This window comes from Tepidimonas thermarum (assembly GCF_007556705.1).
GTDB lineage: Bacteria > Pseudomonadota > Gammaproteobacteria > Burkholderiales > Burkholderiaceae_C > Tepidimonas > Tepidimonas thermarum.
In genome coordinates this window covers 19,451-43,025 of record NZ_VJOL01000020.1, presented here as the reverse complement: position 1 = coordinate 43,025, position 23,575 = coordinate 19,451, and the positions used below count along the sequence as shown (strand labels likewise).

Sequence of the window (23,575 nt, the reverse complement as noted above, 5' to 3'; positions counted from 1 at the left end):
GGTTTCCGCAATGCTCGCCGAACTCGACGACGAGTGGCTGACCGGCAAGGTCTATCTCAACTTCAACCTGTAACCCGGTTGTCATGACCACCCAACCGGAAATTTACAGAAAAGAGGTTGCACAATCAACACGGTGGCCCCCGGCACCGATCTGCACGGCGTTCTGCGCCGCGCGGAATGAGCCTGCCCTTCCTGACCCGTTCCATGTCCGAAGTCCACACCCATGCTCACGCCCACGCCCACAGCCACGCACCAGCCCATTTCGACCGGGCGTTTGCCATCGGCATCGGTCTCAACATCGGCTTCGTGCTGATCGAGGCGTTTTACGGCTGGAAGGTCGATTCACTGGCGCTGCTGGCCGACGCCGGGCACAACCTCAGCGATGTCGCCGGCCTGGTGCTGGCCTGGGCGGGCGCGTTTGCCGCGCGCCTCAAGCCCAATGCGCGCCACACCTGGGGGTGGCAGCGGGCCTCGGTGCTGGCGGCCTTTGCCAACGCGGTGTTGCTGCTTGCGGCCATCGGCGGCCTGGCGTGGGAGGCCACCGGCCGGCTGCTGGCCGGTGAGGGCGTGGCGCAAGCGCAGGGCGTGACCATCATGGCGGTGGCCGGGGTGGGCATCGTCATCAACACGGCCACCGCCTTGCTGTTCATGCGCGGCGGCGCATCGGATCTCAACATCCGCGGCGCGTTTTTGCACATGGCGGCCGATGCGCTGGTGTCGCTCGGCGTGGTCGTCGCGGGCGCGCTCACGCTCTGGATGGGCTGGCGCTGGCTCGACCCGGTGGTGAGCCTTGTGATCGCTGCGGTCATTCTGGTGGGCACCTGGGGGCTGTTTCGGCAGTCGCTGCACCTGCTGTTCGACGGTGTGCCGGCAAGCGTGGACCCGGCGGCCGTGCGCGCGCTGCTGGCGGATTTGCCGGGTGTGGCGGAGGTGCGCGACCTGCACATCTGGGCGCCCGGCACCGGGCGCGTGGCCTTGAGCGCGCACCTCGTGATGCCCGACGGTGGCGGCGACGACGCCTTTTTGCAGCACGCGACCGATGCGCTGCACGAGCACTTCGAGATCACGCACGTGACGCTGCAGGTCATGCGCGCCCCGTTTGGCCCCGCCTGCGATGCGCCGCACTGACGCGGGCCGGTGACGCCGCTGCATCGCGGCGTCACCTCGGCGATTCCATAATTATGAATGATGTATACTGGAAACCGATGTCTGGAGAGAGCGCGTCATGACCACCAACAGCCCCGAGTTCAAGCCCGCGACCCTGGATGACTGGCGCAAAGCGGCCGCCAAATCCGCGCCTGGGGGCGACGTCGATGCGCTGATCTGGCATACGCCCGAAGGCATTGCGGTCAAGCCGCTCTACACCGCCGAAGATCTGCAGGGCTTGCCCTACACCAACACCTTGCCAGGGTTCGAGCCGTTCATCCGCGGCCCGCAGGCCACGATGTACACGGTGCGGCCCTGGACCATCCGCCAGTACGCGGGTTTTTCCACGGCCGAGGAGTCCAACGCCTTCTACCGCAAGGCGCTCGCGGCCGGTGCCCAAGGGGTGAGCGTGGCCTTCGACCTGGCCACGCACCGCGGCTATGACAGCGACAACCCGCGCGTGGTCGGCGACGTGGGCAAGGCCGGCGTGGCCATCGACAGCGTGGAGGACATGAAGATCCTCTTTGAGGGCATTCCGCTGGACAAGGTCAGCGTCTCGATGACGATGAATGGCGCCGTGTTGCCGGTGCTGGCCGGCTATGTGGTGGCGGCGGAAGAGCAGGGCGTGCGCCAGGAGCAGCTCTCGGGGACCATCCAGAACGACATCCTCAAGGAGTTCATGGTCCGCAACACCTACATCTACCCGCCCGAGCCCTCGATGCGCATCATCGGCGACATCATCGAGTACACGAGCCGGCACATGCCCAAGTTCAACTCGATCTCGATCTCCGGCTACCACATGCAGGAGGCCGGCGCCAACCAGGCGCTGGAGCTGGCCTTCACGCTGGCCGACGGCAAGGAGTACGTCAAGACGGCGCTGGCCAAGGGGCTGGATGTGGACGAGTTCGCCGGGCGCCTGAGTTTCTTCTGGGCGATCGGGATGAACTTTTACCTGGAGATCGCCAAGATGCGTGCGGCGCGGCTGCTGTGGTGCCGCATCATGAAGGGCTTTGGCGCCAAGAACCCCAAGAGCCTGATGCTGCGCACCCACTGCCAGACCAGCGGCTGGTCCCTGACCGAGCAAGACCCCTACAACAACATCGTGCGCACCACCATCGAGGCCATGGCCGCGGTGTTTGGCGGCACGCAGTCCCTGCACACCAATTCGTTCGACGAGGCGATTGCGCTGCCGACCGAGTTTTCCGCGCGCATTGCGCGCAACACACAGTTGATTTTGCAGGAGGAGACGCACATCACCCGCGTCATCGACCCCTGGGCGGGCTCCTACATGATGGAAAAGCTCACGCAGGAGATGGCGGACAAAGCTTGGGCCATCATCGAAGAGGTGGACGCCATGGGCGGCATGACGCAGGCGGTGTCCAGCGGTTGGGCCAAGCTCAAAATCGAAGCCAGCGCCGCCGAAAAGCAGGCGCGCATCGACTCGGGTAAGGACGTCATCGTCGGGGTCAACAAATACCGGCTCGACAAGGAAGACCCGGTCGAAATCCTGGAGGTGGACAACCTCAAAGTGCGCGAAGCGCAGATCGCGCGCCTGCAGCGCATTCGTGCCACGCGCGATCAAGCGGCCGTGCAGCGCGCGCTCGATGCGCTGACCGCCTGCGCTGCGTCCGGGCAGGGCAATTTGCTGGCCCTGTCGATCGAAGCCATGCGGCTGCGCGCCACGGTGGGCGAGGTGTCGGACGCACTCGAAAAGGTGTTTGGGCGCCACCGCGCCGATACGCAAAAGGTGACCGGGGTGTACGCCGCTGCCTACGATTCCGCCGAAGGGTGGGCCAAGCTCCAGCAGGAGATCGCCGCCTTTGCCGAACAGCACGGCCGGCGCCCGCGCGTGATGATCGCCAAGCTGGGCCAGGACGGGCACGACCGCGGCGCCAAAGTGGTGGCCACGGCCTACGCCGACCTGGGCTTCGACGTGGACATGGGCCCGCTGTTCCAGACCCCGGAGGAGTGTGCGCGCCAGGCGATCGAAAACGACGTCCACGCCGTGGGCATCAGCACGCTTGCCGCCGGGCACAAAACCCTGGTGCCCGCCATCATCGAGGAACTGCGCAAGCAGGGGGCGGATGACATCATCGTCTTCGTCGGTGGCGTCATTCCGCGCCAGGATTACGAATTTCTGTACCAAACCGGCGTCAAGGGCATCTACGGGCCCGGCACCCCCATCCCGGCCAGCGCCAAAGATGTGCTGGAGCACATCAAAAAGGCCGTGGCCTCAGCGGGTGCGGCGTGATGGGTGGATTGGGTATACATTTTTGATATGTACTCAATCAAAAAGGGCGAGCCATGATGGAAAGGGTGCTCGACGGTTTTGAGGGCATGCCCGAGCACATCGAGCGCGACCGCGCAGGCCTGGGTGATCCGGTGCGCCTGGACTGATAGGCATGTATTTCCTGGACACCAACATCTGCGCCTACTTCATTTCGAGGCGCTACCCCGCGGTCACGGCCAGGTTTCGCGCCGTTGAGCCCCATGAGTTGGCCATCTCGGCACTGGCTTTGGATGCGGTGCTGGTCACCCACAACACCCGGGAGTTCGAGCGCATCGACGGCCTGAAGCTGGAGAACTGGGCGGCATGAGCGCGCTGCAAGCCTCCCGCCTCCTGGCCGACGTGCTGCACGGCACGCCCCCCCAACAGCGGCGGGCGATGGCCAAGGCCATCACGCTGCTCGAGTCCACCCGGCCCGACCATCGGCGCGATGCGGATGCGCTGCTCAACGCCCTGTTGCCGCACACCGGGCAGGCGTTTCGCCTGGGCATCAGCGGCGTGCCCGGGGTGGGCAAGAGCACCTTCATCGAGGCGCTGGGCTTGTACCTGATCGGCCAGGGGCACCGCGTGGCCGTGCTGGCGGTCGATCCCAGCAGCAGCGTCTCGGGCGGCTCGATCCTGGGCGACAAGACGCGCATGGAAAAGCTGTCCGTGCACGAGCGTGCCTACATCCGCCCAAGTCCAAGCAGCGGCAACCTCGGCGGGGTCGCGGCCAAGACGCGCGAGGCCATGTTGGTGTGCGAGGCCGCCGGCTACGACATCGTCATCGTCGAGACCGTCGGCGTTGGCCAAAGCGAAACCGCGGTGGCCGACATGACCGATATGTTTTGCGTGCTGCAGCTGCCCAATGCCGGCGATGACTTGCAGGCCATCAAAAAGGGCATCATGGAGCTGGCGGACCTGGTCGTCATCAACAAGGCCGACCTCGACCCGGACGCCGCCACGCGCGCGCAGGCGCAAATCACCTCGGCGCTGCGCCTGCTGGGCCTGCATGGCCGCCCTGACACCGCCCACCACGACGACACGTTGTGGCATCCGCGCGTGATCCAGCTCAGCGCGCTGCAGGGCCGCGGGGTGGATGCCTTCTGGCAGGCGGTCAGCGACTACCGGCGCCTGCAAACGGCCAACGGGCGCTTGGCCGCCCGACGCCAGCGCCAGGCGCGCGCCTGGATGTGGGATCGCATCGACAGCGGCCTGCGCGAGGCCTTTGCCCAGCACCCGGCGGTTCGGCAGCGCCTGCCCGCCCTGCTGGACGCGGTATTGGCGGGCCAGGTCGTGGCCTCGGCCGCCGCGCGTGAACTGCTCGGTGCGTTTCTTTCCGCGCCGCCGCCGGCAGGCGGCGACGTCCCTGAACCCCTCTGTCTGAACGATCGGAGCCTGTGACCATGCACGAAATTCTCGAACAGCTCGAGCGCAAGCGCGCCGCTGCCCGCCTGGGCGGCGGACAAAAGCGCATCGACGCCCAGCACGCCAAAGGCAAGCTCACGGCGCGTGAGCGCATCGAAGTGCTGCTCGACGAAGGCACCTTCGAAGAGTGGGACATGTTCGTCGAGCACCGCTGCACCGACTTTGGCATGGCGGAGCAAAAAATCCCGGGTGACGGCGTGGTCACCGGCTACGGCATGATCAATGGGCGGCTGGTGTTCGTGTTCAGCCAGGATTTCACCGTCTTCGGCGGTGCCCTGTCCGAGGCGCACGCCGAGAAGATCTGCAAGATCATGGACCAGGCGATGAAGGTCGGCGCGCCGGTCATCGGTCTCAACGACTCGGGCGGTGCGCGCATCCAGGAAGGGGTGGCGTCACTCGGTGGCTATGCCGAGGTGTTCCAGCGCAATGTGCTGGCCTCCGGCGTCATTCCGCAGATCAGCGTCATCATGGGGCCGTGCGCGGGCGGGGCGGTCTATTCGCCGGCGATGACGGACTTCATCTTCATGGTGCAGGACACCTCCTACATGTTCGTCACCGGCCCCGAGGTGGTCAAGACCGTGACGCACGAGGAAGTGACCGCCGAGGAACTGGGTGGGGCACTGACCCACACCACCAAGAGCGGCGTGGCCGACCGCGCCTTCGACAACGACGTCGAAGCGCTGCTGATGGTGCGCCGTCTGTTCAACTACCTGCCGCTGTCCAACCGCGAGAAGGCGCCGGTGCGCCCAAGCGGCGACCCCATCGACCGCATGGAGCTCAGTCTGGACACCCTGGTGCCGGACAACCCCAACAAGCCGTACGACATGAAGGAGCTGATCCTCAAGACCGTCGATGACGGCGACTTCTTCGAGATCCAGCCCGACTACGCCAAAAACATCATCGTCGGCTTTGCGCGCATGGACGGGCAGACGGTCGGCATCGTGGCCAACCAGCCGCTGGTGCTGGCGGGCTGCCTGGACATTAAGAGCAGCATCAAGGCCGCGCGCTTCGTGCGCTTTTGCGACGCCTTTCACATTCCGGTCATCACCTTCGTGGACGTGCCGGGCTTCATGCCCGGTACGGCGCAGGAGTACGGCGGCATCATCAAGCACGGCGCCAAGCTGCTGTATGCCTACGCCGAGGCCACGGTGCCCAAAATCACCGTCATCACGCGCAAGGCCTATGGCGGCGCGTACGACGTGATGGCCTCCAAGCACCTGCGCGGTGACGTCAACCTGGCCTGGCCCAACGCGGAAATCGCCGTCATGGGCGCCAAGGGCGCGGTGGAAATCATCTTCCGCGAAGACAAGAAGGACCCGGCCAAGCTGGCCGAGCGCGAGGCGGAATACAAGCGGCGCTTTGCCAACCCCTTCGTCGCGGCCGAGCGCGGCTACATCGACGACGTGATCCTGCCGCACGAAACCCGCAAGCGCATCTGCCGCTCGCTGGTCATGCTCAAAGACAAGAAGTTGGAAAACCCGTGGCGCAAGCACGGCAACATTCCGCTGTGACGCCGAGGGGGACACGCACCATGTTCAACAAGATCCTGATTGCCAACCGCGGCGAAATCGCTTGCCGCGTCATCGCCACCGCACGCAAAATGGGCATCGCCACCGTGGCGGTGTATTCCGAGGCCGACCGCGAGGCCCGTCACGTGCGCCTGGCCGACGAGGCGGTGTGCATCGGCCCGGCGCCCAGCCGCGAGAGCTACCTGGTGGCCGACAAGATCATTGCCGCGGCCAAGCAAACCGGCGCGCAGGCCATCCACCCCGGCTACGGCTTTTTGTCGGAAAACGAGGATTTCGCCCGCCGCGTCGAGGAGGAGGGGCTGGTGTTCATCGGCCCCAAGCACCACAGCATCGCGGCCATGGGCGACAAAATCGCCTCCAAAAAGCTCGCCCAGGAGGCCGGCGTCAACACCATCCCGGGCTGGAACGACCCCATCGAGTCGGCCGAGCAGGCGGTGGAGATTGCGCGCGGCATCGGCTATCCCGTGATGATCAAAGCCAGCGCCGGCGGCGGTGGCAAGGGCCTGCGCGTGGCCTACAACGACAAGGAGGCGCTGGAGGGCTTTACCTCCTGCCGCAACGAGGCGCGCAACAGCTTTGGCGACGATCGTGTGTTCATCGAGAAGTTCGTCGAGGAGCCGCGCCACATCGAAATCCAGGTGTTGGGCGACGCCCACGGCAACGTCATCTACCTCAACGAGCGCGAGTGCTCGATCCAGCGCCGCCACCAAAAGGTGATCGAGGAGGCCCCCAGCCCGTTCATCAGCGACGCCACGCGCCGCGCCATGGGCGAGCAGGCCGTCGCGCTGGCCAAAGCGGTGCAGTACCAAAGCGCGGGCACGGTGGAGTTCGTGGTCGGCAAGGACCAGAGCTTTTACTTCCTGGAAATGAACACCCGCTTGCAGGTGGAGCACCCGGTGACCGAGTGCATCACCGGGTTGGACCTGGTGGAGCTGATGATCCGCATCGCCGCCGGTGAGCCGCTGCCGCTGACGCAGGCCGATGTCAAGCGCGAGGGCTGGGCGATCGAGTGCCGCATCAACGCCGAGGACCCGTTTCGCAACTTTTTGCCCTCCACGGGCCGATTGGTGCACTTCAAGCCGCCGACCGAAACCATGTGGCAGGCCGACACCGCGCACCGCTACGGCGTGCGCGTGGACACGGGCGTGTTCGAGGGCGGCGAAATCCCGATGTACTACGACTCGATGATCGCCAAGCTCATCGTGCACGGCAAGGATCGCATGGATGCGATTGCCAAGATGCGTGAGGCGCTCAACGGCTTCGTCATCCGTGGCATCAACAGCAACATCCCGTTTCAGGCCGCGCTGCTGGCGCACCCCGATTTCGTCGCCGGGCGTTTCAACACCGGCTTCATCGCGCAGCACTACGGCAGCGGCTTTCGCGCCGAAGACGTGCCACACGCCGACGAGCACTTCCTCGTGGCGCTGGCGGCCTTCGTGCGGCGCAAATCGCGCGAGCGCGCCGCCTCCATCAGCGGCCAACTGCCGGGCTACGGGGTCAAGGTTGGCAAGGACTACACCGTCATACGTCTGGCGGCCAACGGGCACCACGGCTACATCCCGGTGCACGTGGACGAATTCGTCGGCGAGACCGGCTACGCCAGCGTGCTGGTGGGGCAGGGCGACGCGGCGCGGCGCTACAAAATCACCTCCACCTCGCGCCTCAACGACATCGTCATCACGGGCGAAGTCAACGGCACGCCCTTTACCGCGCAGGTGGAACGCGGCACGAGCAAAAATCCGCTGGCCCTGGTGGTGCAGCACAACGGCACCCGGATGGAGTGCCTGGTCGTCTCGCCGCGCATGGCCGAGCTCTACCGCCTGATGCCCTACAAGGCGCCGCCGGACATGAGCCGCTACGTGCTGTCGCCCATGCCGGGGCTGCTGGTGGACGTGGCCGTCCAGCCCGGCCAGCGCGTGCAGGCGGGCGAGCGCGTGGCCGTCATCGAAGCCATGAAGATGGAAAACGTGCTGTTTGCCGCCGCCGATGGCGTGGTGGCCAAGGTGCTGGCCCAAAAAGGCGAATCGCTGGTGGTGGACCAGCCGATCGTGGAGTTCGAACGATGAGCGCGCGGCCGTTTCAGGTGCTGGGGGTGCAGCAGATTGCCATCGGTGGCCCTGACAAGGCGCGGCTGCGCCGGCTGTGGGTGGAGCTGTTCGGGCTGGAGGTGACGGGCACCTTCGTGAGCGAGCGCGAAAACGTCGACGAGGACATCTGCGCCACCGGCGCGGGGCCGTTCAAAGTCGAGGTGGACCTGATGCAGCCGCTCGACCCGGAAAAAAAGCCCGCGGTGCACGCCACCCCGCTCAACCATGTCGGCCTGTGGGTGGACGATTTGCCGCGCGCCGTCGAATGGTTGGGTGCGCAGGGGGTGCGCTTTGCCCCCGGGGGCATCCGCAAGGGCGCGGCCGGGTTTGACATCTGCTTCATCCACCCCAAGGGCAACGATGACTTCCCGATCGGCGGCGAAGGGGTGTTGATTGAGCTGGTGCAAGCGCCGCCCGAAGTCGTTCAGGCCTTCCGCGCGCTGGCCGACCAAGCGGCCCGCGCTTGAGTGGGCCCGCGCGTGTGCGCCGTCAGGGGCGTGGTGCGGCTGCGCGGGCCGCGCGCGCCTTGGCGATCGCGGCTTCGACCAACGCCCGCTTGCGCTCGAGCACGGCCGCGTCGGTGTGCTTGGAGTGGGCGGCCAGATCGGCCAGCTTGGCTTCGGCTTGGGCCAGGCGGCGCTCGGCATGTTCGTCGGCGGCGCGCGCCAGGCGCTGCTGCCGGGCCTGGTAGCGCTGGCGCGCCTGTTGGGCCTGCGCGGGGGACCAGGCCGCCCAGCCGGTGCGGCCGTCGCTGACGTCCACCATCGCTATGCAGTCCACGGGGCAAACCGGCACGCACAAGTCGCAGCCGGTGCAGTACGCCTCGATCACCGTGTGCATGCGTTTGTGGGCGCCCACGATGGCATCGGTGGGGCAGGCCTTGAGGCACAGCGTGCAGCCTATGCACCAGGTTTCATCGATCACCGCCACGCGCAGCGGGCCTTCCGTGCCGTGCGCGGGGTTGAGCGGCTGGTAGGGGCGCCCGGTAAGCGCCGCCAAACGCCGTACCCCCGCCTCACCACCGGGCGGGCACTGGTTGATGTCGGCGTCGCCGCGCGCAACGGCCTCCGCGTAGTGGTGGCAATCCGGGTAGCCGCAGCGGGTGCACTGCGTTTGCGGCAGCGCGTCGTCGATGCGCTGCGCCAGTGCCGCCGTGGCGTCGGGCTCGGCGCGCTGGCTCATGCGTCCGGGGCTGCGCGACGCCGACGGTGGCGCGTATCCACCGTGTCGTCGCGCTGGATGGCCGATGCCAGCAGGTCGGCCTCGGCCTGCGCCGATGCCAAGTCGCCGCCCCCCGCATGCGGTTGGTGGGAACGGATGAAATCGCGCACCACCGGGTAGACCTTTTCGCGCCAGCGCCGGCCGCTGAAAATGCCGTAGTGACCAGCGCCCTCGACCTCGAAATGCTGGCGGGCCTGTGGCGCAATCCCGGTGCACAGGTCGTGCGCCGCGCGCGTCTGGCCGCTGCCGGAAATGTCGTCGAGCTCGCCTTCGACCGTCAGCAGCCCGACGTTGCGGATATCCTGCGGGCGCACCCGCTCCAGGCTGCCGTCGGGCGCGCGCACGTCCCAGGTACCGTGCACCAGCTTGAATTCCTGAAACACCGTGCGTATCGTCTCCAGGTAATAGTTGGCGTCCATGTCGAGCACGGCGTTGTACTCGTCATAGAACTGGCGGTGTGCCTCGGCGCTTTCGTTGTCGCCCTGGATGAGGTGCAGGAAGTAGTCGTAGTGGCTGTTGACGTGCCGGTCCGGGTTCATGGCGATGAAGCCGGCGTGCTGCAAAAAGCCGGGGTACACACGCCGCCCCTCGCCAGGGAAGCCCGCCGGCACGCGGTAGATCACGTTGTTTTCGAACCACTCGTAGCTGCGCTGCACGGCCAGGTTGTTGACCGCGGTCGGTGAGCGGCGGGCGTCGATCGGGCCGCCCATCATGGTCATCGACAACGGGGTGCGCTCGCCGCGGCTGGCCATCAGCGACACCGCCGCCAGCACCGGGACGGTGGGCTGGCACACGCTCATGACGTGGCAGTTGCCGTATTGCCGTTGCAGGTAGCGGATGAACTCCTGCACGTAGTTCACATAGTCGTCGAGGTGGAAGTCCCCCTGCGACAACGGCACGGTGCGCGCGTTTTTCCAGTCGGTGATGTAGACCTTGTGGTCGCGCAGCATGGTGCGCACCGTGTCACGCAGCAGCGTCGCGTAGTGGCCCGACAGCGGCGCCACGATCAGCACCACGGGCTGCTCCTTCAGGCGCAGCAGCGTTTGGGGATCGTCGGCGTAGCGCTTGAAGCGCCGCAGCTCGCAAAACGGCTTGTCGATCTCCACGCGCTCGTGGATGGCAACATGCACGCCCTCGATGTCCACGCTGCGGATGCCGAACTCGGGCTTTTCGTAGTCCTTGCCCAAGCGGTGCAGCAGGTTGTATGAGGCAGCGATGCGCTGCGAAAACGGGGTCTGCGCCAGCGGCGACGTGGGGTTGGAAAACAGCTTGGCGGTGACCAGCGCGAAGTCCGAGAACGGCTCCATCAGGGCGCGTTGGGCCTCGTACAAGTGATACAGCATGGACGTCGCTCCGGTTTTATGTTGCAGTGCAGCAAATATAACAGGAAGTGGCCCGCTCCGCCATGCGGCACAACCCCGAAGCGCGGTCGCCTCGGGGACAGCGCGGCCGCGTTCAGAGCACGGCGGCGATCGACCGGCAGACGTAGTCGATGTTGCGGCTGTTGAGCGCGGCCACGCACATGCGTCCGGTGTCGGTGCCGTAGACGCCAAACTCCGTGCGCAGGCGCTGCATCTGCTCCTTGCTCAGCCCGGAGTAGCTGAACATGCCGATTTGCTGCGTGATGAAAGACATGTCTTGCTGCACGCCGGCGGCTTTGAGGCCATCGACGAGGCGCTGGCGCATGGCTTTGATGCGGGTGCGCATCTCGCCCAGCTCCTGCTCCCACAGGGCGCGCAGCTCGGGCGTGTTGAGCACCATGGCCACGATTGCCGCGCCGTGCGTGGGCGGGTTGGAGTAGTTGGTGCGCACCACGATCTTGAGCTGGGACAGCACGCGGTTGGCTTCGTCCTGGTTGGCGCAGACCACCGACAGCGCGCCCACGCGCTCGCCGTAGAGGCTAAAGCTCTTGGAAAACGAGGTGGCGACGAACACGTCCAGCCCCGCGGCGACGAACTTGCCCACCACCGCGCCATCCTCGGCGATGCCGTGGCCAAAGCCTTGGTAGGCCATGTCGAGGAACGGCACCAGGCCGCGCTCGCGCACCACGGCGATCACCTGATCCCATTGGGCGGGGGTGAGGTCGTAGCCCGTCGGGTTGTGGCAGCAGGCGTGCAGCACGACGATGGTGCCCGCCGGGGCGGCACGCAGGCTGGCCAGCATGCCGTCGAGGTTCACGCCGCGCTTGGCGGCATCGTAGTAGGCGTAGGTGTCGACGGCAAAACCGGCGTTGCTGAACAGGGCGCGGTGGTTTTCCCAACTCGGGTCGCTGATGAGCACCTGCGCGCCCGGGTTGAGCTTGCGCAGGAAGTCGGCGCCGATCTTGAGGCCGCCGGTGCCACCCAGCGCCTGCACGGTGGCCACGCGGCCCTCGCGCACCACGGCGCTGTCGGCGCCGAACACCAGCGCCTTGACGGCGCTGTCGTAGGCCGGGATGCCGTCGATGGGCAAATAGCCGCGCGGGGTGGGTTTTTCCATCAGGCGCTGCTCCGCCGCCTGCACGCACTTGAGCAAGGGCAGCTTGCCGTCGTCGTCGTAGTACACGCCGACCCCCAGGTTGACCTTGTTGGGGCGGGGATCGGCGGCAAACTGCTCGTTGAGGCCCAGAATCGGGTCGCGGGGGGCCATCTCGACGGCGGAAAAGAGCGTCATGTGTGCAATCCTTTGGGGGCGGTTGGATAATCGCAGATTCCCCCCATTTTAGCGGGGTCACCCGCTGCGACCGCCGCCATGTCAACCCCCATGCCCGTGGCATCCGCCCCAGCGGCAGCGCCTGGCGCTGCCGGTGCCTTTGTGCGCTTTCCCGGCTCGCCCTTCGAGCTTTTCCAGCCGTACCCGCCGGCTGGCGACCAGCCGGAGGCGATCGAGCGCCTGGTCGAAGGGGTGCGTGATGGTGAGGTGTTCCAGACCCTGCTGGGCGTGACCGGCTCGGGCAAAACCTTCACCATGGCCAATGTGATTGCCCGGCTGGGGCGGCCGGCGATCGTCTTTGCGCCCAACAAGACGTTGGCGGCACAGCTCTACAGCGAATTTCGCGAGTTCTTTCCCAAGAACGCCGTCGAGTACTTTGTCAGCTATTACGACTATTACCAGCCCGAGGCCTACGTCCCGCAGCGCGACCTCTACATCGAGAAGGACAGCGCGATCAACGAGCACATCGAGCAGCTGCGCCTGTCGTGCACCAAGAGCCTGCTGGAGCGGCGTGACGTGGTTATCGTCGCCACCGTCAGCGCCATCTACGGCATCGGCAAGCCCGAGCACTACCACCGCATGATCCTGACGCTGCGCACGGGCGACCGCATCGGCCAGCGCGACATCATCGCCCAGTTGGTGCGCATGCAGTACCAGCGCAACGAGCAGGAGTTCGTGCGCGGCAAGTTCCGCGTGCGCGGTGACACGATCGATGTCTTTCCCGCCGAGCACTCGGAGCTGGCGCTGCGCATCGAGCTGTTCGACGACGAGGTCGAATCGCTGGCGCTGTTCGACCCGCTGACCGGGCGCGTGCAGCACCGGCTGGCGCGCTTTACCGTCTATCCCAGCAGCCACTACGTCACACCGCGCGAGCAGGTGCTGCGCGCGGTGGAGGGCATCAAGCTCGAGCTGGAGGCGCGCTTGAAGGAGCTCGTGGCCATGGGCAAGCTGCTGGAGGCGCAGCGGCTGGAGCAGCGCACCCGCTTCGACCTGGAGATGCTGGTCGAGGTGGGGCACTGCAAGGGGATCGAAAACTACACCCGCCACCTCTCGGGTGCCGCGCCCGGCGAGCCCCCCAGCACACTGACGGACTACCTGCCGCGCGACGCGCTGATGTTTTTGGACGAAAGCCACGTCATGATCGGCCAACTGGCCGGCATGTACAACGGCGACCGGGCGCGCAAGACGACGCTGGTGGAGTATGGCTTTCGCCTGCCCAGTGCGCTGGACAACCGGCCGCTGACGTTCGAGGAGTTCGAGCAGCGCATGCGGCAGGTCATCTTCGTGTCGGCCACCCCGGGCGAGTACGAGCTGCGCCGATCCTCGCAGGTGGTGGAGCAGGTGGTGCGGCCCACCGGATTGGTCGATCCGGTGGTGGAGGTGCGCCCGGCCACCCACCAGGTGGACGACGTGCTGCAGGAAATCCGCCTGCGCGTGCAGCGCGACGAGCGCGTGCTGGTGACCACGCTCACCAAGCGCATGGCCGAACAACTCACCGACTACCTGAACGAAAACGGCGTGCGCGTGCGCTATTTGCACTCGGACGTGGACACCGTCGAGCGCGTGGAAATCATCCGCGACCTGCGGTTGGGCGCCTTCGACGTGCTGGTGGGCATCAACCTGTTGCGCGAGGGGCTCGACATTCCCGAGGTGTCGCTGGTGGCCATCCTCGACGCCGACAAAGAGGGTTTTTTGCGCGCCGAACGCAGCCTCATTCAAACCATCGGCCGTGCGGCGCGTAACCTCCACGGCATGGCGATTTTGTACGCCGACACCATCACCGACTCCATGCGGCGCGCCATCGACGAGACCGAGCGCCGGCGCGCCAAGCAGCTGGCCTACAACGCGGCGCACGGCGTGACGCCACGCGGGGTGACCAAGCGCATCAAAGACCTCATCGATGGCGTGGTCAGCGACAAGGCAGCCGAGGCCGCCCAACGCCTGGCCGCGGCGCGCGAGGCCGCCGCCTGGGTGGAGACCATGGACGAAAAGGACCTGGCGCGTGAGATCAAGCGGTTGGAAAAGCAAATGCTCGAACACGCGCGCAACCTGGAGTTCGAAGCCGCGGCGCGCGTGCGCGACCAGCTCGCCCGGCTCAAGGAACGGGTGCTGGGGGCGCATGGCAGCGAAGCCATCGCAGGCTGAAGCGCGCTCCCCCATTTGGGGGAGTGGTGGGGGCGGCCAGATTCGCCACAATATCATCTATGTCAGAAGAGCGAGACATCACGCGCATCTATCTGATCGAGGACGACCGCACCATCCTGCGCTTCGTGGAGGAAGCCGTCAAACGCCGTCCCGGCTGGCGGCTCGTCGGTTACTCCGACACCTTTGCACACGCCGAGGTCATGGCCCCCATCAGCCTGGCGGATGTGTTCCTCGTCGATCTGGGGCTGCCCGACGGGCGCGGCGAGGACATGCTGCGCCTGCTCGCCGAGGCCAAGCCGGAGGCCGAGCTGTTGGTCTTTACGGTCTTTGGCGACGAATCGCGCCTGATCCGCGCGCTGCAGATGGGCGCCACCGGCTACGTGCTCAAAGGCTGCACCGCCGATGAACTGATCGAAGCCATCGAGCAGATACGCGACGGCGGGGCACCGATCTCCCCGCTGCTGGCGCGCATGTTGCTCAAGCAATTCCGCGCGACGGAGCCTGGCAGCGCCGCGGCCGATGGGCCCACCCCGGTGCTGTCCGAGCGCGAAACCGACGTGCTGCGGCTGGTCGCCCAGGGATACGTGAACAAGGAGATTGCGCAGCGCCTGGGCATCGGGGTGGCCACGGTCAGCACCCACATCAAAAACCTCTACCGCAAGCTGGCCGTGCGCACGCGCGTCCAGGTGGTGCGCGCGGCCCAGGCCCGGGGTCTGCTGTGACAGACCCCATCGACTTGCCGCCGCGTCCCCGCGACCGGCTGCGTGCCGTGGCGTCGCCGTGGGTGGCGGTGCTGCTGCTGGGGCTGTTGGTCCTGTTGCACGCGGTGTCCCTGCCGCGCCCGTTGCCAGGGGTGTACACCGTGCAGCGCGCCACCGCCCATTTGCCGCTGGATCCACAGGCCGGCGCGCGCGTGGTGGCCTTGCCCCATGTGCTGGATGACGAGGGGCCGGCCTGGTGGGACCGGGTGGACTATGAGCTGCCGTGGCCCCAGGCGTTGGCCTACGAACGGCCCGATGACGTCCGGCTGGCCCTGCTGCTGCCACGCGTGGGCACGCGCTTTCGTGTGTTGCTCAACGGCCACGAAGTCGCCCAGATGGGGTGGTACACGCCGGCCGACCACACGGTGCTGGCAGCCGCCCAGCCCCATCTGGTGCCCCTGCCGTCGGCGCTGCTGACAGCGCGGTCCGGCGACAACCTTCTGCGCATCGAGGTGCGCGCGCGGGTGCTGGAGCGCAGCGGGCTGTCGCCGGTGCAACTGGGTGATCACGATGTGTTGTCGCGGCGGCACCGGCTGCTGGCGCTGTGGCAGGTGACGGCCGGCTGGGTCATGGCCGCGACATCGTCGTTCATCGCGGTGCTGGCGCTGTTTTTGTGGCGGCCGCTGCGCGAGCGCTTGTTCGTCCTCTTCGCCCTGGCCAGCGTGGCGCACGCGGTGCGCACCGTCATGCTGGTGGTGTTGGAGCCACCGCTGGGATACGAGCTGGTCTTTTTTCTCAACCGGGTCGCGCTGGGGGCGTTTGTGGGGTTTTTCATCCTCGCGGTGCAAGAGTTGTTGGGCCATCGACGAACCTGGGTGCGGCGCGGCGCCTGGGCCATCATCGGCGGCACGCCGCTGTGGATCGCCTGGGTCCAGTGGGCGCAGGACTACGCCCTGGTGCGCCTGTGGGCCGGTGGGTTGACCGGGTTTGCCGCCGTGGCGTTGGCGGCGGCCGTGTGGGACCTGTGGCGTCGGCGCGCCTGGCACGACGAGGCTCGGCTGGTCACCATGGTCGCGCTGTTTGCCTTGGTCACCGGGGTGCGCGACTTTGGGGTGGTGCAACTCGGCTGGCCGGGCGATGGTGACATGCGCTGGATGCCGCTGGGGGGTGTGGCGCTCACGCTCACCATGGGCTGGGTGCTGGTGCACCGCGCCACGGTGTGGGCGCGCACGGTGCACCGGCTCAACGATACGCTGGCGCAGACCGTGGCGCAGCGCGAAAGCGAATTGCGCGCGGCGTTTCAGCGCCTGCGCGCCGCCGAGCGCCAGCGCGCCATCGAGGATGAGCGCCGCCGCCTGATGCGCGACATGCACGACGGCCTGGGCAGCCAACTGGTGCAAACGCTCAACCTGGTGCGCAGCGCCCCCGAAGGGGTCGATCGCGGCTCGGTCGAGACGATGTTGGCGCACGCGCTGGATGAGCTGCGGCTGGCGCTCGATTCGCTGGAGCCGATGGAGGGCGATCTGCCGGCCATTCTGGGGACGTTGCGCCGGCGCCTGGGGCCGGCGCTCGAGTCGGCGGGCATCGAGCTGCGCTGGGAGGTGCAGGACGTGCCCCCGGTGGAGGCGCTCGACGCGCGCGGCGTCATGCACCTGTTTCGCTGCCTGCAGGAGATTTTTGCCAACGTGGTCAAGCACGCGCACGCGCAGCGCATCACGGTCAGCACCTGGGTGCGCGACGACCACATCGTGCTGAGCATCGAGGATGACGGCGTTGGCCTGCCGCCGCCCGAGCGCCGGTCCGCGGAGGGCAGGGGGCTGCGCAATGTGCTCACACGCGCGGCCAAAATGGGGGCCAGCGTGCGGTTCTACGATGCGCATCCCGGCACGGGCATCGAGTTTGCCTTCACCACGGGCCGCCAACCGCCGGAGTCCGACACCGATTGGTTGCGCCGGCAACTGTGATGTCGGCCAAAAGCCGCGCCGCCGCTGCGGATACCCGAGCAAAACGTTCAACTTTTGGTATACTTGACGAAAACAGTAGGGAATACACCGGTATTCCCATGTCGTCGGGTCTACCAGGAGTTTGCCATGCGCCTGACCACCAAAGGCCGGTTCGCCGTCACGGCGATGATCGATCTGGCGCTGCGCCAGGCCAGCGGCCCCGTGACGCTGGCGGCCATCAGCCAGCGCCAACATATTTCATTGTCCTATCTGGAGCAGCTCTTTGGCAAGCTGCGCCGGCATCGGCTGGTCGAATCCACGCGCGGGCCGGGCGGCGGGTACACGCTTGGGCGGCGCGCGTCGGAGATCACCGTTGCCGACATCATCCTGTCGGTGGACGAGCCGATCGACGCCACCCAGTGCGGCGGCAAGGAGAATTGCCACGGCGACGGGCAACCCTGCATGACGCATGACCTGTGGGCGGAGCTCAACGAGCGCATGGTGGAGTTTTTGCGCTCGGTCACGCTGCAAAAGCTGGTCGACGATCAACTGGCCAAGGGGGTGGTGGTGGAGCCGGCGCCCTCGATCAAACGGGCCATCTCGCCCACGCCGGTGGTCAAGCCCGTGCGCGTCAACGCGCCCAATTCGGTGTTCGCGCTCGCCGCGCTCGCCAAGTGATCCTGCCCCACACCCCTGACCGGAGTCTTCGATGAGCCACACCCCGCACTTTCCCATTTACCTGGACTACAGCGCCACCACCCCGGTCGATCCGCGCGTGGTGGACAAAATGGTGCCGTGGTTGTACGAGCACTTCGGCAACCCGGCCTCGCGCAGCCATGCCTGGGGCTGGGAGGCGGAAAAGGCCGTCGAGCATGCGCGCGAACAGGTGGCCGATCTGATCGGCGCCGACCCGCGCGAAATCGTCTGGACCAGTGGCGCCACCGAGTCCAACAACCTGGCGCTCAAGGGGGCGGCGCATTTCTACCAGGGCAAGGGGCGGCACATCATCACGGTCAAGACCGAGCACAAGGCCGTGCTCGACACCTGCCGCCACCTGGAGCGCGAAGGCTTCGAGGTCACCTACCTGGATGTCGATGCAGACGGTCTGGTGGACCTCGACGCGTTCCGCGACGCAATCCGGCCGGACACCATCCTGGCCAGTGTGATGCTGGTCAACAACGAAATCGGTGTCATACAGGATGTGGCCGCCATCGGCGCCATCTGCCGCGAAAAAGGCGTCATCTTCCATTGCGATGCGGCGCAGGCCACGGGCAAGGTCGACATCGACCTGCGCCAACTGCCCATCGACCTCATGAGCCTGGCCTCTCACAAGACCTATGGCCCCAAAGGCATCGGCGCGCTGTACGTGCGGCGCAAGCCGCGCGTGCGGCTGGAAGCGCAGATGCACGGCGGCGGCCACGAGCGCGGCCTGCGCTCGGGCACGCTGGCCACCCACCAGTGCGTGGGCATGGGCGAGGCGTTTGCCATCGCCAAGGCCGAAATGCCCACCGAGCTGCCGCGCATCCAGCGTCTGCACGACCGGCTGCTGGCGGGGTTGAGCCAAATCGAGCAGTCCTTCGTCAACGGCCACCCCACGCGCCGGGTGCCGCACAACCTCAACATGAGCTTCAATTACGTCGAGGGTGAATCCCTCATCATGGGCATCAAGGGTGTGGCGGTGTCCAGCGGCTCGGCGTGCACATCGGCCAGCCTGGAGCCCAGCTATGTGCTGCGCGCCCTGGGCCGCAGCGACGAACTGGCCCACAGCAGCCTGCGCATGACGATCGGCCGCTGGACCACCGAAGCCGAGATCGACTACGCGATCAACGCCATCAAGACCAACGTCGAGAAACTGCGCGCGCTCTCCCCACTGTGGGAGATGTACCAGGAAGGCATCGATCTCAACAGCATCCAATGGGCGGCCCACTGACCCCGCCCGCACACCAGGAGAACGCACCATGGCATACAGCGACAAGGTCATCGACCACTACGAAAACCCGCGCAACGTCGGCAGCTTCGACAAAAGTGAGGAAAACGTCGGCACCGGCATGGTGGGCGCACCGGCCTGTGGTGACGTCATGAAGTTGCAAATCAAGGTCAATCCGCAGACCGGCATCATCGAGGACGCGCGCTTCAAGACCTACGGCTGTGGCTCGGCCATCGCATCGAGCTCGCTCGTGACCGAGTGGGTCAAGGGCAAGACGCTTGAAGAAGCCACGCAAATCAAGAACAGCCAGATCGCCGAAGAGCTGGCCCTGCCGCCGGTCAAGATACACTGTTCCATCCTCGCCGAAGACGCCATCAAGGCAGCGGTCGAGGATTACAAGAAAAAGCACGCGACGACGCCGGCGTAAGCCGCATCCGTCCACCGTCGCCGCGGGCGGCCCCGGGCCGCCCGGCATCGGTTCCTCCTCTTTGCCGCATGCTCTGACCACGATATGGCCGTCACGATTTCCGAAGCCGCCGCCCGACACGTCCAAAAATACCTGGCCCGCCGGGGCAAGGGCGTGGGCGTGCGCCTGGGCGTCAAAACCACGGGCTGCTCCGGGTTGGCCTACAAGCTCGAGTACGCCGACGAGATCGCGCCCGAGGACGTGGTGTTCGAAGCGCACGGCGTCAAAGTGCTGGTCGATCCCAAGAGCCTGCCCTACATCGACGGCACGGAGCTCGATTTCGTGCGCGAGGGCCTCAACGAGGGCTTCAAATTCCACAACCCCAATGAGCGAGACGGCTGTGGCTGCGGCGAGTCGTTCCGTGTCTGAGGCGCCGCTGTCGCTGCAGGCCGACGACTTCGCGCTGTTTGGCCTGCCCCGGCGCTTTGCGCTGGACCCCGCGGCGCTGCAGGAGCGCTGGAAGCACCTGCAACGCCTGGCGCACCCGGACCGCTACGCCCACCAGGGCGGCGCGGCCCAGCGCGTGGCGCTGCAATGGTCGGCCCGCATCAACGAGGCCTACCAGCGCTTGCGCGATCCGGTGCGCCGTGCGGCGTACTGGTGCGAGTTGCACGGGGTGCCGGTTGGCGCCGAGTCCAACACCGCCATGCCCGCGGATTTTCTGGTGCAGCAGATGCAGTGGCGCGAGGCGCTCGACGAGGCACGCACGGCGGATGACATGCGCGCGCTGCTCGACGCGGTGCAGGCGCAGCGGCACGAGCGCCTGCAAGCGCTGCAGGAGGCCATCGACGCGCGTGGCGATGCCGTGGCGGCGGTCGCGCAGGTCAGGGCGCTCATGTTCATCGAACGCTTTGCCGACACCGTGCGCGCACGGTTGTCCGGCGCCACGCATTGACATTCATGGCTTTGTTGCAAATTTCCGAGCCGGGCGCAACGCCCGACCCGCACCAGCGGCGCATTGCCGTTGGCATCGACCTGGGCACCACCCACTCGCTGGTGGCCGCCGTCCGGCATGGGGTGGCCGAATGCCTGCCCGACGAGCACGGACGGGTGATTCTGCCCAGCGTCGTGCGCTACCTGCCCCCCGGTGCGCGGCCGTCGCGCCAGATCGGCCACGAAGCGCTCGCGGCGCAGGTGGACGATCCGGCCAACACCATCAGCTCCGTCAAACGCCTGATGGGCCGGGCCCTGGCCGACATCGAGCGCGACGGCGTGGCCGCGCGCCTGCCCTACACCGTGGCCGAGGGGCCCGGCGGGGTCGTGGTCCGCACGGTGGCGGGCGACAAAACGCCGGTCGAGGTCAGCGCCGAGATCCTGGCCGCGCTGCGCCAGCGCGCCGAAGACACGTTCGACGCAGAGCTGTACGGCGCGGTGATCACCGTGCCGGCTTATTTCGACGACGCGCAGCGCCAGGCGACCAAAGACGCTGCGCGGCTCGCCGGTCTCAACGTGCTGCGGCTGCTCAACGAGCCCACCGCCGCCGCCATCGCCTACGGGCTGGACAACGCCAGCGAGGGGCTCTATCTGGTGTACGACCTGGGTGGTGGGACGTTCGATGTCTCGCTGCTGCGTCTGACACGCGGGGTGTTCGAGGTGGTGGCCACGGGCGGGGATTCGGCCCTGGGCGGTGATGACTACGACCGCGCCCTGGCCGACTGGGCGCTGGCCCGCGCCGCCGCTGGCGCCCAGGTGGCCGCCCTGCCGGCGCGCGAGCGCGCGGGGCTGCTGGCCGAAGCGCGCCGCGCCAAAGAGGCGCTCAGCGCTCAGGACCGCGCGACGCTGTCGGTCCCAAGCCCCGGCGGCACCGTGCCGGTGACCGTGCACGCGGCCGATTTCGAGGCCGCGACGCGCGACCTGACCGAGCGCACGCTGGCCGCCGTGCGCCGCGTGTTGCACGACGCCCGTGTCGAGCCCGATGAGGTGCAGGGTGTGGTGCTGGTGGGGGGCTCCACCCGCATGCCCGTGATTCGGCAGGCCGTCACGGCGCTGTTTGGCCGCGCGCCCTTGACCAACCTCAACCCGGACGAGGTGGTGGCCATCGGCGCTGCGATACAGGCCAACCAGCTCGCGGGCAACGACCCCAACGGGGAGCTGCTGCTGCTCGACGTCATCCCGCTGTCGCTGGGGCTGGAAACCATGGGGGGCCTGGTCGAGCGCATCATCCCGCGCAACACCCCCATCCCCACCGCGCGGGCGCAGGACTTCACCACCTACCGCGACGGGCAAACCGCCATGGCGTTGCACGTGGTGCAGGGCGAGCGCGACTTGGTGAAGGACTGCCGCAGCCTGGCGCGCTTTGAGCTGCGTGGCATCCCGCCGATGGCGGCCGGGGCGGCGCGCATTCGCGTCACCTTCAGCGTCGATGCGGATGGGTTGCTGACCGTGACCGCGCGCGAGCAAAGCACCGGGGTGGAGGCGCACATCGACGTCAAACCCGCCTATGGCCTGACCGACGACCAAATCGCGCGCATGTTGCAAGACAGCTTTGCCACGGCCGAGCAGGACATGAGGGCGCGCGCCCTGATCGAGGCGCGCGTCGAAGCCGAGCGCATGGTCGAGGCCACCCGCAGCGCGCTGGCCGCCGATGGCGACCTGCTGTCCGCCGCCGAGCATGAGGCGGTGCAGGCGCTCATCGCCGCCGTCGAAGCGGCGCGCGCCGGGACGGACGCCGCCGCCATCGAAGCGGCCACCGAGGCGCTGGCCAAAGGCACCGAGGACTTTGCCGCCCGCCGCATGAACCGCAGCATCGCCCAAGCCCTGGCAGGCCAGCACGTGGAGAATCTTTGAATGCCCGCCATCACCGTTTTGCCCCATCCCGAGTACTGCCCCCAAGGCGCCACCATCCATGCGCCCACCGGGACGTCGCTGTGCGAGGCGTTGCTCGACCATGACATCGAGATCGAGCACGCGTGCGAGATGAGCTGCGCTTGCACCACCTGCCACGTCATCGTCCGGCAGGGCTTCGAGTCGCTCAACGAGGCCAGCGAGGAAGAAGAAGACATGCTCGACAAAGCCTGGGGGCTGGAGCCGCAGTCACGCCTGAGTTGCCAGGCCCGGCTGGGCACGCGCGACGTGACCATCGAAATCCCGCGCTACTCCATCAACCACGCCCGTGAGCGGCATTGAGCGCGTCCCATGCGCCAGATCGTTCTCGACACCGAAACCACCGGGCTGTCCCCGCAGGACGGGGACCGCATCATCGAAATCGGCTGTGTCGAACTGGTCAACCGCCGGCTGACCGGCAACAACCGGCACTACTACCTCAACCCCGAGCGCGACATCCACGAGGATGCGCTGCGCGTGCACGGCATCACGCTGGAATTTTTGGCCGACAAGCCGCGTTTTGCCGAGGTGGCGCCCGAGCTGCTCGACTACCTGCAGGGGGCCGAGCTGATCATCCACAACGCGCCGTTCGACCTGGGGTTTTTGGACGCGGAATTCGCCCGCCTGGGGCTGGGGCCCACCCGCAGCGTGGTGCGCGGCGTGATCGATACGCTGGTCATGGCCAAGGAACTCTGGCCCGGCAAGCGCAACGGGCTCGACGCGTTGTGCGACCGGCTGGGCGTGGACAACTCCAGCCGGCAGTTGCACGGGGCGCTGCTCGACGCCGAGCTGCTGGCCGACGTCTACATCTACATGACACGCGGCCAGGAGTCGCTGGTCATCGACGTGCAGGGTGAGACGCTCGCCCGCGGGCGTGTCGAGCGGCGCGACCTCTCGGGTTTCGAGCTGCCGGTGCTGCGTGCCAGTGAAGCGGAGCTGGCGGCCCACGCCGAGCTGCTGGCGGCGCTGGACAAGGAGTCCCAAGGCCGCACCGTCTGGCGCCGCTGCGAAACGCCCCCCGACGCCGCCGGATAGCCCCGAAAAATCGGCTACAATAGCGTTCATCGCGACAGGGTGATTAGCTCAGCGGTAGAGCACTGCCTTCACACGGCAGGGGTCCCAGGTTCGAACCCTGGATCACCCACCATACATGCCCCGCAGATCAACGGTCTGCGGGGTTTTTTCATGGCGACAGGCGGTGT

The 23,575-nt window shown here is 67.0% G+C and carries 21 protein-coding genes and 1 tRNA gene; 19 read left to right on the top strand and 3 right to left on the bottom strand.

Going from position 1 to position 23,575, the window contains the following annotated elements; all coding sequences use genetic code 11:
- The first annotated feature begins 204 nt into the window (after window positions 1-204).
- The 7 genes from Tther_RS06645 (at window position 205) to Tther_RS06615 (ending at window position 8,923) form a co-directional block, all read left to right on the top strand.
- Window positions 205-1,128: a cation diffusion facilitator family transporter gene (locus tag Tther_RS06645; RefSeq protein ID WP_143902158.1), complete on the top strand. Its 924-nt coding sequence runs from the start codon at window positions 205-207 to the stop codon at window positions 1,126-1,128.
- A gap of 97 nt (window positions 1,129-1,225) precedes the next feature.
- Complete coding sequence (gene scpA / locus Tther_RS06640) at window positions 1,226-3,397, top strand: methylmalonyl-CoA mutase (RefSeq protein WP_143902156.1); 2,172 nt, start codon at window positions 1,226-1,228, stop codon at window positions 3,395-3,397.
- Between the two features lie 151 nt (window positions 3,398-3,548).
- Complete coding sequence (locus Tther_RS06635) at window positions 3,549-3,743, top strand: PIN domain-containing protein (protein WP_143902154.1); 195 nt, start codon at window positions 3,549-3,551, stop codon at window positions 3,741-3,743.
- The gene (gene meaB, locus Tther_RS06630; protein ID WP_143902153.1) at window positions 3,740-4,816 is read left to right on the top strand and encodes a methylmalonyl Co-A mutase-associated GTPase MeaB; all 1,077 of its coding nucleotides are present in this window, start codon (window positions 3,740-3,742) and stop codon (window positions 4,814-4,816) included. The genes Tther_RS06635 and meaB overlap by 4 nt, the downstream gene beginning before the upstream one ends.
- 2 nt (window positions 4,817-4,818) lie before the next feature.
- Entirely contained in the window at window positions 4,819-6,351 is a 1,533-nt protein-coding gene (locus Tther_RS06625) for an acyl-CoA carboxylase subunit beta (RefSeq protein WP_143902152.1), read from the top strand.
- Between the two features lie 20 nt (window positions 6,352-6,371).
- Window positions 6,372-8,435, top strand: coding sequence for an acetyl-CoA carboxylase biotin carboxylase subunit (accC, locus tag Tther_RS06620; RefSeq protein ID WP_143902150.1), 2,064 nt, complete (start codon window positions 6,372-6,374; stop codon window positions 8,433-8,435).
- Window positions 8,432-8,923: a VOC family protein gene (locus Tther_RS06615; protein ID WP_143902148.1), complete on the top strand. Its 492-nt coding sequence runs from the start codon at window positions 8,432-8,434 to the stop codon at window positions 8,921-8,923. The genes accC and Tther_RS06615 overlap by 4 nt, the downstream gene beginning before the upstream one ends.
- A 22-nt stretch (window positions 8,924-8,945) precedes the next feature.
- Here the strand turns inward: Tther_RS06615 and rsxB are convergent, their stop codons facing one another.
- The 3 genes from rsxB to Tther_RS06600 form a co-directional block, all read right to left on the bottom strand.
- On the bottom strand, window positions 8,946-9,638 hold the full coding sequence (rsxB, locus tag Tther_RS06610) for an electron transport complex subunit RsxB (RefSeq protein ID WP_143902146.1): 693 nt from the start codon (window positions 9,636-9,638) through the stop codon (window positions 8,946-8,948).
- Window positions 9,635-11,020, bottom strand: a complete 1,386-nt coding sequence (locus Tther_RS06605; protein WP_143902144.1) for a polyhydroxyalkanoate depolymerase — start codon at window positions 11,018-11,020, stop codon at window positions 9,635-9,637. Before Tther_RS06605 ends, rsxB begins: the two co-directional genes overlap by 4 nt.
- A 112-nt stretch (window positions 11,021-11,132) precedes the next feature.
- Window positions 11,133-12,329 carry an amino acid aminotransferase gene (locus tag Tther_RS06600; protein WP_143902142.1) on the bottom strand — a complete coding sequence of 399 codons (1,197 nt, stop codon included), beginning with the start codon at window positions 12,327-12,329 and terminating at the stop codon, window positions 11,133-11,135.
- A 78-nt stretch (window positions 12,330-12,407) separates the two neighbouring features.
- On the opposite strand from Tther_RS06600, the gene uvrB reads away from it, so the two are divergent.
- The 12 genes from uvrB (at window position 12,408) to Tther_RS06540 (ending at window position 23,520) form a co-directional block, all read left to right on the top strand.
- Window positions 12,408-14,513 (top strand): excinuclease ABC subunit UvrB, encoded by a 2,106-nt coding sequence (uvrB, locus tag Tther_RS06595; protein WP_185975025.1) that lies wholly within the window; start codon window positions 12,408-12,410, stop codon window positions 14,511-14,513.
- A 59-nt stretch (window positions 14,514-14,572) separates the two neighbouring features.
- Entirely contained in the window at window positions 14,573-15,235 is a 663-nt protein-coding gene (locus Tther_RS06590) for a LuxR C-terminal-related transcriptional regulator (RefSeq protein WP_143902140.1), read from the top strand.
- The gene (locus Tther_RS06585) at window positions 15,232-17,178 is read left to right on the top strand and encodes a sensor histidine kinase (RefSeq protein WP_143902138.1); all 1,947 of its coding nucleotides are present in this window, start codon (window positions 15,232-15,234) and stop codon (window positions 17,176-17,178) included. Before Tther_RS06590 ends, Tther_RS06585 begins: the two co-directional genes overlap by 4 nt.
- A 126-nt stretch (window positions 17,179-17,304) precedes the next feature.
- Window positions 17,305-17,835: a Fe-S cluster assembly transcriptional regulator IscR gene (iscR, locus tag Tther_RS06580; protein ID WP_143902136.1), complete on the top strand. Its 531-nt coding sequence runs from the start codon at window positions 17,305-17,307 to the stop codon at window positions 17,833-17,835.
- 31 nt (window positions 17,836-17,866) lie between these two features.
- The gene (locus Tther_RS06575; protein ID WP_143902134.1) at window positions 17,867-19,087 is read left to right on the top strand and encodes an IscS subfamily cysteine desulfurase; all 1,221 of its coding nucleotides are present in this window, start codon (window positions 17,867-17,869) and stop codon (window positions 19,085-19,087) included.
- A 28-nt stretch (window positions 19,088-19,115) separates the two neighbouring features.
- A complete protein-coding gene (gene iscU, locus Tther_RS06570; protein ID WP_143902132.1) occupies window positions 19,116-19,511 on the top strand; it encodes a Fe-S cluster assembly scaffold IscU in 396 nt (131 codons plus the stop codon).
- Between the two features lie 84 nt (window positions 19,512-19,595).
- Window positions 19,596-19,919, top strand: a complete 324-nt coding sequence (gene iscA, locus Tther_RS06565) for an iron-sulfur cluster assembly protein IscA (RefSeq protein WP_143902130.1) — start codon at window positions 19,596-19,598, stop codon at window positions 19,917-19,919.
- A gap of 7 nt (window positions 19,920-19,926) precedes the next feature.
- Complete coding sequence (gene hscB, locus Tther_RS06560) at window positions 19,927-20,445, top strand: Fe-S protein assembly co-chaperone HscB (protein WP_143902162.1); 519 nt, start codon at window positions 19,927-19,929, stop codon at window positions 20,443-20,445.
- 5 nt (window positions 20,446-20,450) lie between these two features.
- A complete protein-coding gene (gene hscA / locus Tther_RS06555; protein WP_143902128.1) occupies window positions 20,451-22,337 on the top strand; it encodes a Fe-S protein assembly chaperone HscA in 1,887 nt (628 codons plus the stop codon).
- Window positions 22,338-22,676 (top strand): ISC system 2Fe-2S type ferredoxin, encoded by a 339-nt coding sequence (fdx, locus tag Tther_RS06550; RefSeq protein WP_143902126.1) that lies wholly within the window; start codon window positions 22,338-22,340, stop codon window positions 22,674-22,676.
- 9 nt (window positions 22,677-22,685) lie between these two features.
- Complete coding sequence (gene dnaQ / locus Tther_RS06545) at window positions 22,686-23,408, top strand: DNA polymerase III subunit epsilon (RefSeq protein ID WP_143902124.1); 723 nt, start codon at window positions 22,686-22,688, stop codon at window positions 23,406-23,408.
- A 37-nt stretch (window positions 23,409-23,445) separates the two neighbouring features.
- Window positions 23,446-23,520 (top strand) — tRNA-Val (locus Tther_RS06540).
- Window positions 23,521-23,575 lie beyond the last annotated feature (55 nt).

Coding starts and splice junctions, on each gene's coding strand:
- Tther_RS06645 (WP_143902158.1), top strand. CDS start 205: ATGTCCGAAGTCCACACCCATGCTCACGCCCACGCCCACAGCCACGCA.
- scpA (WP_143902156.1), top strand. CDS start 1,226: ATGACCACCAACAGCCCCGAGTTCAAGCCCGCGACCCTGGATGACTGG.
- Tther_RS06635 (WP_143902154.1), top strand. CDS start 3,549: ATGTATTTCCTGGACACCAACATCTGCGCCTACTTCATTTCGAGGCGC.
- meaB (WP_143902153.1), top strand. CDS start 3,740: ATGAGCGCGCTGCAAGCCTCCCGCCTCCTGGCCGACGTGCTGCACGGC.
- Tther_RS06625 (WP_143902152.1), top strand. CDS start 4,819: ATGCACGAAATTCTCGAACAGCTCGAGCGCAAGCGCGCCGCTGCCCGC.
- accC (WP_143902150.1), top strand. CDS start 6,372: ATGTTCAACAAGATCCTGATTGCCAACCGCGGCGAAATCGCTTGCCGC.
- Tther_RS06615 (WP_143902148.1), top strand. CDS start 8,432: ATGAGCGCGCGGCCGTTTCAGGTGCTGGGGGTGCAGCAGATTGCCATC.
- rsxB (WP_143902146.1), bottom strand. CDS start 9,638: ATGAGCCAGCGCGCCGAGCCCGACGCCACGGCGGCACTGGCGCAGCGC.
- Tther_RS06605 (WP_143902144.1), bottom strand. CDS start 11,020: ATGCTGTATCACTTGTACGAGGCCCAACGCGCCCTGATGGAGCCGTTC.
- Tther_RS06600 (WP_143902142.1), bottom strand. CDS start 12,329: ATGACGCTCTTTTCCGCCGTCGAGATGGCCCCCCGCGACCCGATTCTG.
- uvrB (WP_185975025.1), top strand. CDS start 12,408: ATGTCAACCCCCATGCCCGTGGCATCCGCCCCAGCGGCAGCGCCTGGC.
- Tther_RS06590 (WP_143902140.1), top strand. CDS start 14,573: ATGTCAGAAGAGCGAGACATCACGCGCATCTATCTGATCGAGGACGAC.
- iscR (WP_143902136.1), top strand. CDS start 17,305: ATGCGCCTGACCACCAAAGGCCGGTTCGCCGTCACGGCGATGATCGAT.
- Tther_RS06575 (WP_143902134.1), top strand. CDS start 17,867: ATGAGCCACACCCCGCACTTTCCCATTTACCTGGACTACAGCGCCACC.
- iscU (WP_143902132.1), top strand. CDS start 19,116: ATGGCATACAGCGACAAGGTCATCGACCACTACGAAAACCCGCGCAAC.
- iscA (WP_143902130.1), top strand. CDS start 19,596: ATGGCCGTCACGATTTCCGAAGCCGCCGCCCGACACGTCCAAAAATAC.
- hscA (WP_143902128.1), top strand. CDS start 20,451: ATGGCTTTGTTGCAAATTTCCGAGCCGGGCGCAACGCCCGACCCGCAC.
- fdx (WP_143902126.1), top strand. CDS start 22,338: ATGCCCGCCATCACCGTTTTGCCCCATCCCGAGTACTGCCCCCAAGGC.
- dnaQ (WP_143902124.1), top strand. CDS start 22,686: ATGCGCCAGATCGTTCTCGACACCGAAACCACCGGGCTGTCCCCGCAG.